The 12,237-nt window shown below is 64.5% G+C and carries 11 protein-coding genes; 7 read left to right on the plus strand and 4 right to left on the minus strand.

The window, feature by feature from the left end; translation table 11 throughout:
* Window positions 1-151: 151 nt before the first annotated feature.
* Entirely contained in the window at window positions 152-2,992 is a 2,841-nt protein-coding gene (gene secA, locus AC0L3C_RS20520) for a preprotein translocase subunit SecA (protein ID WP_473279732.1), read from the minus strand.
* 361 nt (window positions 2,993-3,353) lie between these two features.
* Between secA and AC0L3C_RS20525 the strand changes: the two genes are divergently transcribed.
* The gene (locus AC0L3C_RS20525; RefSeq protein WP_473279734.1) at window positions 3,354-4,304 is read left to right on the plus strand and encodes a peptidylprolyl isomerase; all 951 of its coding nucleotides are present in this window, start codon (window positions 3,354-3,356) and stop codon (window positions 4,302-4,304) included.
* A gap of 103 nt (window positions 4,305-4,407) precedes the next feature.
* A complete protein-coding gene (gene argJ / locus AC0L3C_RS20530) occupies window positions 4,408-5,649 on the plus strand; it encodes a bifunctional glutamate N-acetyltransferase/amino-acid acetyltransferase ArgJ (RefSeq protein WP_473408829.1) in 1,242 nt (413 codons plus the stop codon).
* 51 nt (window positions 5,650-5,700) lie between these two features.
* On the opposite strand, the gene AC0L3C_RS20535 is transcribed toward argJ, so the two are convergent.
* Window positions 5,701-7,056 (minus strand): TadE/TadG family type IV pilus assembly protein, encoded by a 1,356-nt coding sequence (locus AC0L3C_RS20535; protein WP_473264239.1) that lies wholly within the window; start codon window positions 7,054-7,056, stop codon window positions 5,701-5,703.
* A 141-nt stretch (window positions 7,057-7,197) separates the two neighbouring features.
* On the opposite strand from AC0L3C_RS20535, the gene AC0L3C_RS20540 reads away from it, so the two are divergent.
* Window positions 7,198-7,608, plus strand: a complete 411-nt coding sequence (locus AC0L3C_RS20540; protein ID WP_473264238.1) for a (deoxy)nucleoside triphosphate pyrophosphohydrolase — start codon at window positions 7,198-7,200, stop codon at window positions 7,606-7,608.
* 114 nt (window positions 7,609-7,722) lie between these two features.
* On the opposite strand, the gene AC0L3C_RS20545 is transcribed toward AC0L3C_RS20540, so the two are convergent.
* Entirely contained in the window at window positions 7,723-8,592 is an 870-nt protein-coding gene (locus tag AC0L3C_RS20545; protein WP_473279881.1) for a methyltransferase domain-containing protein, read from the minus strand.
* A gap of 213 nt (window positions 8,593-8,805) precedes the next feature.
* Between AC0L3C_RS20545 and AC0L3C_RS20550 the strand changes: the two genes are divergently transcribed.
* From AC0L3C_RS20550 to AC0L3C_RS20565, 4 genes are read left to right on the plus strand one after another with little or no spacing between them, the layout of a single operon-like run.
* Complete coding sequence (locus tag AC0L3C_RS20550; RefSeq protein WP_473408830.1) at window positions 8,806-9,603, plus strand: ComF family protein; 798 nt, start codon at window positions 8,806-8,808, stop codon at window positions 9,601-9,603.
* A gap of 47 nt (window positions 9,604-9,650) precedes the next feature.
* Window positions 9,651-9,926, plus strand: a complete 276-nt coding sequence (gene grxC, locus AC0L3C_RS20555; protein ID WP_007604552.1) for a glutaredoxin 3 — start codon at window positions 9,651-9,653, stop codon at window positions 9,924-9,926.
* Entirely contained in the window at window positions 9,923-10,801 is an 879-nt protein-coding gene (locus AC0L3C_RS20560) for a carbon-nitrogen hydrolase family protein (protein WP_106941552.1), read from the plus strand. Before grxC ends, AC0L3C_RS20560 begins: the two co-directional genes overlap by 4 nt.
* Window positions 10,798-11,283 carry a DUF1178 family protein gene (locus AC0L3C_RS20565; RefSeq protein WP_473279740.1) on the plus strand — a complete coding sequence of 162 codons (486 nt, stop codon included), beginning with the start codon at window positions 10,798-10,800 and terminating at the stop codon, window positions 11,281-11,283. The genes AC0L3C_RS20560 and AC0L3C_RS20565 overlap by 4 nt, the downstream gene beginning before the upstream one ends.
* On the opposite strand, the gene AC0L3C_RS20570 is transcribed toward AC0L3C_RS20565, so the two are convergent.
* On the minus strand, window positions 11,280-12,179 hold the full coding sequence (locus tag AC0L3C_RS20570; protein ID WP_473408831.1) for an EamA family transporter: 900 nt from the start codon (window positions 12,177-12,179) through the stop codon (window positions 11,280-11,282). The genes AC0L3C_RS20565 and AC0L3C_RS20570 overlap by 4 nt on opposite strands.
* Window positions 12,180-12,237: the final 58 nt, after the last annotated feature.

A 12,237-nucleotide genomic window follows, 5' to 3' on the forward strand; every position in this document is an offset into this window, starting at 1 on the left:
GTCGCTGTCATCGCCCGATTTAATCGGGCGATCCAGTATTCCAGAGACTGATGTGATTTGAACCGAGAAGCCGCGGCGTACTGGGTCGCCCGGCTAAACCGGGCGACGACAGTGGAGTGCGGCGCCGACGTCGGCGCCTCACATTCAAACCTTACGCGTACCGCCCGTGGCAGTGCTTGTACTTCTTGCCTGAGCCGCACGGGCAATCCTCGTTGCGGCCGATCTTGCCCCAGCTTGCCGGGTTCTTGGGATCGCGCAACGCGGCGTCGGTGGCCTGTGCTCCGAGCGTGACGCTGGCGAGCGCCATTTCGTCCTCGCCGGTGTTCGGGTCGAACTTATGCGCTTCCATCGGCGGCAGCACCGGGGCTTCCTGCTCCGGCGGCACGATCTCGACCCGCATCAGCTGCGCCGTGACGGCCTCGCGCAGATGCGCGCTCATCTCCTGGAAGAGGTTGAACGCCTCGGTCTTGTACTCCTGCAACGGATCGCGCTGGCCGTAGCCGCGCAGGCCGATGACCTGGCGCAGATGGTCGAGCATGATCAGATGCTCGCGCCAGAGATGGTCGAGCGTCTGCAGCAGAATGGTCTTCTCGACGTAACGCATCACGTCGGGACCCCATTGCGCGACCTTTGCGGCCATGTGCTCGTCGGCGCGGGTCTCGATGCGCGTGAGCAGCTCCTCGTCGGCGATGCCCTCTTCCTTGGCCCAGTCCTCGACCGGCAGGTCGAGATCGAGCACGCGCTTGAGCTCTTCCTTCAGGCCCGCGACGTCCCACTGCTCGGCATAGGCGTGCTCGGGCACGTGCTTGGCGACGAGGTCGTCGATGAAGGCGTGGCGCATGTCGGCGACGGTCTCGGCGACGCTGTCGTCCTTCATCAGGTCGACGCGCTGGTCGAAGATCACCTTGCGCTGGTCGTTCTGGACGTTATCGAACTTGAGCAAATTCTTGCGGATGTCGAAGTTGCGCGCCTCGACCTTCTGCTGCGCCTTCTCGAGCGCCTTGTTGATCCAGGGATGGATGATGGCCTCGCCCTCCTGCAGGCCGAGACGCTGCAGCATGCTGTCGAGGCGATCCGAGCCGAAGATGCGCATCAGATCGTCTTCCAGCGACAGGAAGAATTTCGAGCGGCCGGGGTCGCCCTGACGGCCGGAACGGCCGCGGAGCTGGTTGTCGATGCGGCGGGATTCGTGGCGTTCGGAGCCCATGATGTAGAGGCCGCCGGGCTTCTTCACGGTCTTGGCGGGCTTCGAACCCTTCGCCGGCTCGATCTCGACCTCTTCCTCGGCCTTCAGCACGATGTCGCGGAAGTGCTCGATGTCGGCCTTGATCTGTTCGATCTTCCTCGCCTTCTCGGCCTCGTCCTCGATCGAAGCGGCCTCCTGCTGGATCCGCATTTCGAGCGAGCCGCCGAGCTTGATGTCGGTGCCGCGGCCGGCCATGTTGGTCGCGATCGTGATCGCGCCGGGTACGCCGGCTTCCGCGACGATGTAGGCTTCCTGCTCGTGGAAGCGCGCATTCAGCACCGCGAACAGCTTTGCCGGTTTGCCGGCGCGGGCCGCGGCGTACAGCTTCTGCATCGAATTTTCGTTGCCGAAATCGATCTGCCGATAGCCGTGCTTCTTGAGATATTCGGCGATCACTTCCGACTTTTCGATCGACGCGGTGCCGACCAGAACCGGCTGCAGCCGCGCATTGGCGCGCTCGATCTCGGCCAGGATCGCGGCGTATTTCTCGTTCTGGGTGCGATAGACCTCGTCGTCCTCGTCGAGACGGGCGACCGGCAAATTGGTCGGGATCTCCACGACCTCGAGCTTGTAGATGTCGAACAGTTCGTCGGCTTCGGTCAGCGCCGTACCGGTCATGCCGGCGAGCTTTTCGTACATCCGGAAATAGTTCTGGAAGGTGATCGAGGCCAGCGTCTGGTTTTCCGGCTGGACCTGCACGTGCTCCTTGGCTTCCAGCGCCTGATGCAGGCCTTCGGAATAGCGGCGGCCCTGCATCATGCGACCGGTGAACTCGTCGATGATGATGACCTCGTCGTCGCGGACGATGTAGTCCTTGTCGCGCGTGAACAGCGTGTGGGCGCGCAGCGCCTGGTTGATGTGGTGCACGACGGAGACGTTCTCGACGTCGTAGAGCGACTCGCCCTTGAGCTGGCCGGCATCGCGCAGCAGCGTCTCGATCTTCTCCATGCCGGCTTCGGTCAGCGTCACCGTGCGCTGCTTCTCGTCGACGTCGTAGTCGGACTTGTCGAGCTTGGGCAGGAAGCCGTCGATGGTGTTGTAGAAGTCGGAGCGGTCGTCGAGCGGGCCGGAGATGATCAGCGGCGTGCGCGCTTCGTCGATCAGGATGGAGTCGACTTCGTCGACGATCGCGTAGAAGTGCGGCCGCTGGACCATGTCCTCGAGCCGGTACTTCATGTTGTCGCGCAGATAGTCGAAGCCGTATTCGTTGTTGGTACCGTAGGTGATGTCGCAGGCATAGGCCGTCTTGCGCTCGGAATCGTCGAGGCCGTGCACGATCACGCCGGTGGTCAGGCCGAGGAAGCCGTAGATCTGGCCCATCCAGCCGGAGTCGCGGCGGGCGAGGTAGTCGTTGACGGTGACGACGTGGACGCCCTTGCCGGCGAGCGCGTTGAGGTAGACCGCGAGCGTGGCGACCAGGGTCTTGCCTTCGCCGGTCTTCATCTCGGCGATGTCGCCCTCGTGCAGCACCATGCCGCCGATCAGCTGGACATCGAAATGGCGCTGGCCGAGCGTGCGCTTGGCGGCTTCACGGACCGTGGCGAAAGCGGGGACCAGCAGGTCGTCCAGGGTCTTGCCCTCGGCGAGCTGCTTCCTGAACTCGACGGTGCGGGCCTTGAGGGCCTCGTCGGAGAGCTTCGAGACCTCGGGCTCCAGCGCGTTGATCGCGTTGACGCGGGACTGATATCCCTTCACCCGCCGGTCGTTGGCGGAGCCGAAAAACTTGCGGGCGAGCGCGCCGATCATGCTTAGTTCCTGTGTTCGCGATTCAACCGCGTTCGCGTTGCAGCCAAGAGGTTGTCACCCGCCTGCCCATCAACTCACCGTGACGCCTGCTGGGCGCCGGAGCCCCGTCTGCGAGGGGTCCATCCGCCATATGGGTTGGAGTTGGGCAAGTCTGGGTTCAACGGCCAAAAACGCAGCAAAATAAACGCCATCGCATGGACGCGACCGGGCAGAGATATGGCCCGGTCAGGGCCTTGTCAACGGCGGGTGCATTGCGGCTAATTCATCATTTTGACAGACTTTTCGCGTTGCCAAGGCCCCCTGAATTGGGCGAGTGTCCGCCCCGCTCGAGCAGCCCCCTGCTTCAACAAAAGGATTTTCCATGACCACCTCGTTCCCGGTAACCAAAACCGGCCTGCGCTTCGGCCTCGCCACCGCCCTCGTGGGCTGCCTTGCGCTGGCGCTGATCGCGGGTCCCGGCCGGGCTGCCGACGATCCGGTGCTGGCGAAGGTCAATGGCGCGGAAATCAAGAAGAGCGACGTCGCCATGGCCGAGGAGGAACTCGGGCCGAGCCTCGCCCAGATGGACCCGGCGACCAAGGACGAGAACGTCCTGTCCTTCCTGATCGACATGAAGATCGTCGGCAAGGCCGCCGAGGACAAGAAGGTCGCCGACGGCGAGGAGTTCAAGAAGCGGCTCGCGTTCGCCCGCAACCGCCTGCTGATGGACAGCCTGCTCGCCGGCGAGGGCAAGGCCGCCACCACCCCGGATGCCATGAAGAAGGTCTATGAGGAGGCCTCCAAGCAGATCACCGGCGAGCAGGAAGTGCACGCCCGCCACATCCTGGTCGAGACCGAGGACGAGGCCAAAGCCGTGAAGGCCGAGCTCGACAAGGGCGCGGATTTCGCCGAACTGGCCAAGAAGAAGTCCAAGGATCCGGGCTCGGCCGACGGCGGCGACCTCGGCTTCTTCACCAAGGAGCAGATGGTGCCGGAATTCTCGGCGGTCGCCTTTGCGCTGGAGCCGGGCAAGATCTCCGACCCCGTGAAGTCGCAGTTCGGCTGGCACGTCATCAAGGTCGAGGAAAAGCGCAACCGCAAGGCGCCGGACTTCGAGCAGGTCAAGGCGCAGATCGAGCAGTATGTCACCCGCAAGGCCCAGGCCGACTACGTCGCCAAGCTGCGCGCGGAAGCCAAGGTCGAGCGACTGGACCAGCCGGCGGACGCGGCCAACAAGGACGCCAAGCCGGCTGATGCGGCCAAGCCTGCCGATGCCAAGCCTGCCGATGCGAAGCCGTCCGACAGCAAGATGGCGCCGCCCGCGAAGAAGTAAGAATTCGCTGTCACTTCGGTGACGTGAAGAGTATCTAAGCCTTTGTGATGCCCGGCCCCCGCGCCGGGCATCTGCATATCCAGATCCCATCAAGGCGCCCGCGATGTCCTCCTCCGTCTCTCCCCTCGCCCCGAAACACGTTCCCGACATGCCCGTGATCGCGGGCGTCCGTCTCGCGACGGCCGAGGCCGGCATCCGCTACAAGAACCGCACCGACGTGCTGCTGGCGGTGATGGACAAGGGCACCGCGGTCGCCGGCGTCTTCACCAAGTCGAAATGCCCCTCCGCGCCGGTGGAATGGTGCCGCGCCAAGCTGAAGGGCGGGAAGGCGCGCGCGCTGGTGGTCAATTCCGGCAACGCCAATGCCTTCACCGGCAAGACCGGTCGCAGCTCCACCGCGCTGACCGCCAAGATCGCGGCCGAGGCCGTCGGCTGCACCGAGGGAGAAATCTTCCTGGCCTCGACCGGCGTGATCGGCGAGCCGCTGGATGCGACCAAGTTCGACGGCGTGCTTGGTCGGCTCGCTGAAACTGCCGAGGCCGGCGATTATCTCGCCGCCGCCAAGGCGATCATGACCACCGACACCTTCCCGAAGGTCGCAACCGCGACCGTGAAGCTCGGTAAGGCCAAGGTCACGATCAACGGCATGGCCAAGGGCGCCGGCATGATCGCCCCCGACATGGCGACGATGCTGTCCTTCATCTTCACCGACGCACCGATCGCGCCTGCCGCGCTGCAGGCTTTGCTCAAGAGCGGCGTCGAGGACACGTTCAACGCGGTCACGATCGACGGCGACACCTCGACCTCGGATACGCTGCTGGCCTTTGCCACCGGCGCAGCCGCAGAACACGGCGCGCCGAAGATCAGCCGCGCCAGCGACCCGCGCCTGAAAGCCTTCGTCAAGGCCTTCAACCAGGTGCTCGCCAATCTTTCCGAGCAGGTGGCCCGCGACGGCGAAGGCGCGCGCAAGCTGGTCGAGATCACCGTCGAGGGCGCCAAGACCAAGGCCTCGGCGCGCAAGATCGCGATGTCGATCGCGAACTCGCCGCTGGTGAAGACCGCGATCGCCGGCGAGGACGCCAATTGGGGCCGCGTGGTGATGGCGGTCGGCAAGGCCGGCGAGCCGGCCGACCGTGACAAGCTCTCGATCTCGTTCAACGGTATCCGCGTCGCCAGGAGCGGCGCGCGCGATCCGTCCTATGACGAGGCGCAGGTGTCGGAAGCGATGAAGGCGCCGGAGATCGCGATCAAGGTCTCGCTCGGCCTCGGCAAGGGCCGCGACCGCGTGCTGACCTGCGACCTCACCAAGGAGTATGTCGCGATCAACGGGGATTACAGGTCGTAGCCGGACTCATGGTGAGTCCTCTTAACCCGCAATCGGGCGGGGTGATCAAAATCACCCCGCGATCCGCGCATCCGCGAGTGCCTTCTTGAACAGCGCGTTCATCGCGTCCGAAATGCCCTGGGTGGGGCTAACCTCGAAATAGAATCCCGGCGACGCGCAGCTCTGCATGTTCTGCGCGATCTTGCTGTTCGGAGACGGCCCCCACGGCCCGGCGTTAAAGGGCGATATCCATGTGTTGTACCAGCCGTCAGTAGGCGGTTGATATGTCGTGTACAGCACCGCGATCTTGATCCCGCGGTTCTTGATGGTCGTGCAGAGCGCCGGATTGATCGGCGACTGACAGCGGTTCGATGATGCGAGAGGATACGAAGAAGAAGAGACACTACACATCGTCGTGCCCGAGTTGGCTTCGTCAGCGACCCCATCGGATACAAAAAACAGATACTTCAGCGGTGAGGCGGACGTACCTGCTCCAGGCGAGGCGATTGCGGTATTGATTGCGGGAAAAATAGTGGTGAAGGGAGTATCTTTGTCGATAGTATAGACGTCATTCTGACCGGCAACCGCCATCAGGTCGATGTTTCCCGCCGCCGTCTTGGCGGAGCTCAGGCTCGAAGAGAGCGCGAACAGATTTCTCAATCCGATCGTCGCTGAAGAAGCGCCGAAATCGTAGATCGCCATTCTGAACTGGTTCGAATAGGTCTGCGTACTCTGGGCTGTGTCCATCAAGTTCGCGCTCGCCTGGCGCACCACGTCAATTCGGGTCGTGATGCCATTTGCTTTGGCGATGTCGTAGTTGCTTGTGCCGGCGGCCTTGGTGGTGTCGTGACAGGCGAATGCACATCCACCCGTCTTTCCCTGCAAATTCGTTATGTCGGTCGGTGTCGCTGCGACGCCCATCGACGGAGAATTGTCCAGCAGGAGATAGAAGTCGACATAGAGCGGCATGTTGGCCGTCGACGACGACGTGCCGCTCATGGTCAGTGTGGTCTTGCCGATCAGGCCGAGAAACATGGTGTTGATGGTGGCGGTGAACGAGACGGTCGAGTTGATGGTCGAGCCGGTCTTGACGACGGTCGGGGTGACGCTGTTGAGCGTATAGCCGGTCAGGTTGGCGCGATTGGCATCGAAGATTTTCTGGGCGTCGTCGACGCCGACCGTGATCGTGCCGTCCGTGGTCATCGAGCCCGCGGCGATAAACCCCGGCGATGCCTTGGCGAGCGCACCGACGCTGGCCGCATCAGCCGCGCCCTGGAGCTTCGCCCGGACCTGCGTCGCGCGGGAGTAGTCGATCGCGGTGCCGATGAACGTGATCAGGGGGACGCAGCAGATTGCGAAGATCACCGCGACATTGCCGCGCCGGTCGCGGACGAACCGACGGAAGATGGTACGACACTCAGCGCGCATGGATCTGGCCCGAAATGGTTTCAGCGTTTCCACTCTAGGAACCGTGGATTAAATATGACTTATGGAGACCTCGGAAACACGGGCCGTAACAGGGTTAACCAACCGTTGCGGATGATCCTTCAGGCGAGCGGAATTCCAGGCATGGCTGATCTCAAACTGACGCTCGTGGTGGCTTGCGCGCTGGTCGACACCGACAAGCGCGTCCTGATCGCACAGCGCCCCGAGGGCAAGACGTTGGCCGGCCTCTGGGAATTTCCCGGCGGCAAGTGTGAGCCCGGCGAGCGGCCGGAACAGAGCCTGATCCGCGAACTCCACGAGGAGCTCGGCATCACCGTCGCCGAGCCCTGCCTGGCGCCGCTGACGTTCGCGAGCTACGGCTACGAGACCTTTCACCTCCTGATGCCGCTCTACATCTGCCGGCGCTGGGAGGGACAGGTCACGCCACGCGAAGGCCAGACCCTGGCCTGGGTTCGCGCCAACAAGCTGCGCGACTATCCCATGCCGCCCGCGGACATTCCGCTGATCCCGCATTTGATCGATCTGCTGATGTGAGCTCGGACCTCATCCTGAGGAGACCGCGCAGCGGTCGTCTCGAAGGATGGCTGCGGATGAGAGCGGGGCCTGCATGGTTCGAGACGGCGCTGACGCGCCTCCTCACCATGAGGATTAATCCTTCCCCGCCTTCTTCACCGCCTCCGCCAGGCTCGCCTTCGCCGATCCCGGTTTGAGCGGCTGCTGCTGGCTCGCATGCGGGGCCCAGCCGGAGAGCCAGATGATGTCGAATGTCGCACGGATGCGGCCGTCGGCATCGGCATAGCGTTCCGCGTAGATTTCAGCCATCCGCAGTAGCGTCGATCGCCGGCTCGGCGTGCGGCGCCGCTCGATCAGCACATTGGTGGCGCCCATACGCCTGATATCCTGCATCAGCGCGAACGCGTTGGCGTAGCGCACCACGACGCGGTCGACATCGGTGACCGGCAACGCAAACCCCGCCCGCTGCAACAGCGCGCCGATGTCGCGCAAATCGGCAAACGGCGCCACACGCGGCGAAACACCGCCCTCGCATTCGGCCTCGGCGGCGGCAAAAGCCTGGCGCAGCTCGGTCAGGCTGTCGCCGCCGATCATCGCCGCCAGCAGCAGGCCGTCCGGCCTCAGCGCGCGACGGATTTGCGCAAGCACCCCCGGCAGATCATTGACGAATTGCAGCGCCAGCGCCGAGACCACGAGATCGAGGCTTTCCGGCGCAAAGGGCAGCTTCTCCGCACCCGACGCATCGAGCTCAATGCGCTCGATCGAGGGCAGCCGCGCGCGCAGCACCGCGAGACCCTCGCCGGGCGTCCAGAGATCGGCCGCGGTGTGAAACTCCCGCATCACCGCCGCCAGCCGGTCGGACATGTCCTCGGCGGCCCGATCCAGCAGGAAACTCACGGCACCTTGCGCCTGCGCGCGGCGCTGTCGCGCGCGCAGCAAAGCACGATCGAACAAAGCAGGCGGGGTTTGCGGGTCTTGAGCCATGCCGCTGGTTACGCCGATCATGCTGATGATTGCAATCTCCTCTCCCATGTCCCGGACGGGTTGCGGCACGCAGTGACGCTCCGCAGAGCCGGGATCCAGAAGGCGACATGGCACGATGCGGCGAGATGGGCCCCGGCTCTGCAGCGCACCGCCGAAGTGGCGCTGCGCTGCGTCCAGGGCACGAGACCGATCCAGCCGCTTGAGCGCCGCCAAACAGAACGCTAGCCTCGTCCCATGGAAGCCGCTCACGCCCCTTCTCGTTCCATCGCCGCCCCCCTGCGTGCCGCATGGACGGCTGGCCGCCACGTGCTGTCGCGTGCGGCACGGCTTGCGCTCGACATCGCGCTGCCGACGCTGTGCGTGTCCTGCCGCGAGCCGGTCGACGGCGAGGGCGTGTGCGCGGCGTGCTGGGCGCGGCTGTCGTTCATCGAACGGCCCTACTGCCCGCGGCTCGGCATTCCTTTTGTGTACGATCCCGGCCCCGACATGCTGTCGATGGAGGCGATCGCGAGCCCGCCGGCCTACCAGCGGGCGCGCGCCGCGGTGCGTTATGATGACGTCGCGCGCACCCTGGTGCATGCGCTGAAATACCAGGACCGCACGGATTTGGCGCCCGCCATGGGCCGCTGGATGGCGCGCGCGGGCGGCGAACTGCTCGCCGAGGCCGACATGCTGGTGCCCGTTCCCCTGCATTGGCGAAGGGCCTGGCGCCGCCGTTACAACCAGTCCGGGGCGCTGGCGGGGATCATCGAGCGGCAGAGCGGGGTGAAAGCGAGGGCTCAGGTGCTGCGCAGGGTACGCGCGACCGAGCAGCAGATCGGCCTGTCACGGGCCCAGCGCGCCACCAATGTGCAGGGCGCATTCCAGGTATCCCCCGACCGTCAGGCGGACGTCCAGGGTCGGAGCATTGTCCTCGTCGACGACGTCCTGACCTCGGGTGCGACGCTTGATGCCTGTGCACGGGCCCTGCTCCGGGCCAAGGCAGCGCAAGTGGACGTGCTGGTGTTTGCCCGGGTTGTCGAGAGCCGGTGAAGTCCCATATAATTCAATGAATTCATGACATGAGAGCGCCAGACCAAATGACCGCTGCTGTCGAGATCTACACGAGGCCGGGCTGCGGCTATTGTTCCGCCGCCAAGTCGCTGCTGACCCGCAAGAAGGCGACCTTCACGGAGTTCGATATCGCCAAGAACCCGTCCTGGCGCCAGGAGATGTACGATCGCTCCGGCGAGGGCTCCACCTTCCCGCAGATCTGGATCGGCGGAACCCATGTCGGCGGCTGCGACGAGCTCTACGCACTCGATCGCGAAGGCAAGCTCGACGGCATGCTCGAAAGCGTCAAGGCGGAGTCATGAGCGACAACAGGACGTTCACGGCGGCGATGGTGCAGATGCGCACCGGCCTGATGCCCGAGCCGAGCCTCGAGCAGGCCACCAGGCTGATCCGCCAGGCTGCAGCCAATGGCGCCGACTACGTGCAGACGCCCGAAGTCAGCAACATGATGCAGCTCAACCGCAAGGCCCTGTTCGAGCACCTCCAGAGCCAGGATGACGATAACTCGCTGAGGGCGTACCGGGCGCTCGCTGCCGAACTGAAGATCCACATCCATGTCGGCTCGCTGGCGCTGCGCTTTTCCGACGAGAAAGCGGTCAACCGCTCGTTCCTGATCGGGCCCGAGGGCAATGTGCTCGCGAGCTACGACAAGATCCACATGTTCGATATCGAGCTGCCGGACGGCGAGAGCTATCGCGAATCCGCCAATTACCAGCCGGGCGAGACGGCCGTGATCTCCGACCTGCCCTGGGGCCGCGTCGGGCTGACGATCTGCTACGATGTCCGCTTCCCCGCGCTCTACCGCGCGCTGGCCGAAAGCGGCGCGTACTTCATCACGGTACCCTCGGCCTTCACCCGCAAGACCGGCGAGGCGCATTGGCACGTATTGTTGCGTGCGCGCGCGATCGAGACCGGTTGCTTCATCTTCGCCGCGGCGCAGGCAGGCCTGCACGAGAACAAGCGCGAGACCTATGGCCATTCGCTGATCATCGATCCCTGGGGCGAGATCCTCGCCGAAGGCGATGTCGAGCCCGGGATCATCATGGCGAAAATCGATCCGGCCAAGGTCGAGACCGCGCGCCGCGCGATCCCCTCGCTCCAGCACGGTCGCCGCTTCGGCGTCGCCGACCCCAAGGCGGGGCCGGACCACCTGCACCTGGTGCGGGGATCGGCATGATCCGCTACGCGCTCCGCTGCGACCGGAGCCACGACTTCGAGAGTTGGTTCCAGAGCTCGGCCGCGTACGATTCTCAGGTGAAGCGCAAGCTCGTGACCTGTCCGATCTGCGGCTCGGCCAAGGTCGACAAGGCGATCATGGCGCCGCGCATCGTTGGCAAGAAGGGCCGCGGACGCGCCACGCCACCGCCTGAGCCCACCGCCACGACGACCGCGCCCGAGGCTGCGCAATCCGCACCGACCTCGCTGTTGCTGGCGCAGGAGCGCGAGCTGCGCACCAAGCTCAAAGAGCTGCGTGACCACATCGTGAAGAACGCCGACAATGTCGGTGAGCGATTCGCCAATGAAGCCCGCGCGATGCATTACGGCGACAAGGAGCACCGTCCGATCTACGGCGAAGCCTCGCCCGACGAGGCCAAGTCGCTGATCGACGAAGGCATCGAGGTGTCTCCGCTGCCGACGCTGCCGGAAGATCGGAATTAGACTCCCACCAGCACCGCCACGCCGATCACGATCAGCGCGATGCCGACAACCTCGCGCGGCGCGATCGGCTGCTTGAACGAGTAGTACGCCACACCTTGCGCGAACAGCACCTCGATCAGAGCGAGGGTGCGGACATTGGCGGCGGCCGTCAGCGCGAACGCCAGGAACCAGAACTGCGAGGCGAAGGCGCCCATGAAGCCGGCGAGCAGCGATGGTTTCCAAAGCCCCAGGATCGCCTGAAGCACCTTCGGCGCGCGCCAAAGCAGATAGATCGTCAGGATCAGCGTCTGCACGAACAGGCCGAGCACCAGCGTGAACGATGCCGCCGTCACGAAGGAGACATCCGGCACGTTGATGATGGCGCCGCGGAAGCCGACCGCAGAGAGCGCGAAGGACGCGGCCGCGACGAGGCCGGTGATCGTCGGTTTCAGTTCGGCAAAGCTCTTCTCGCCACCGGGCCGCAACGCGGTGATGACGACGCCGATTGTCGCGATCACGATTGCAAGTACCTTGAGCCATGTCAGATGATCGCCGAGGAAGACGAAGCCGAAGATGGCAGTCTGAATGGCTTCGGTTTTCAAATAGGCCGTCGTCACCACGAAGGAGCGGTCGTTCATGGCGAGCAGCATCAGGCCGGTCGCGACGATCTGGCTCAGCGCGCCGAGCAGGAGCCACGGCCAGAACACACCAGGCGGCATGCCGAGATGATCGCCGGTGGCGACCAGCACCACTGCCAGGAACAGGAGCGAGAACGGGAAGCCGAACAGGAAGCGGATATTGGTCGCCCCCCAGGTCCCCAGCGGCTTCGTCAGCGACCGCTGCATCGCATTGCGCGCGACCTGGCCAAGCGCGGCAATGACTGTGAAGGGAATCCAGAGGCTGGCGATGGTGAACATGGGAAAATGGGTGGGAGGACCAATGATTGCGGCCAAAGTGCCGCCGGGACTCAAGCAG

Source organism: Bradyrhizobium sp. WSM4872 (assembly GCF_055811715.1).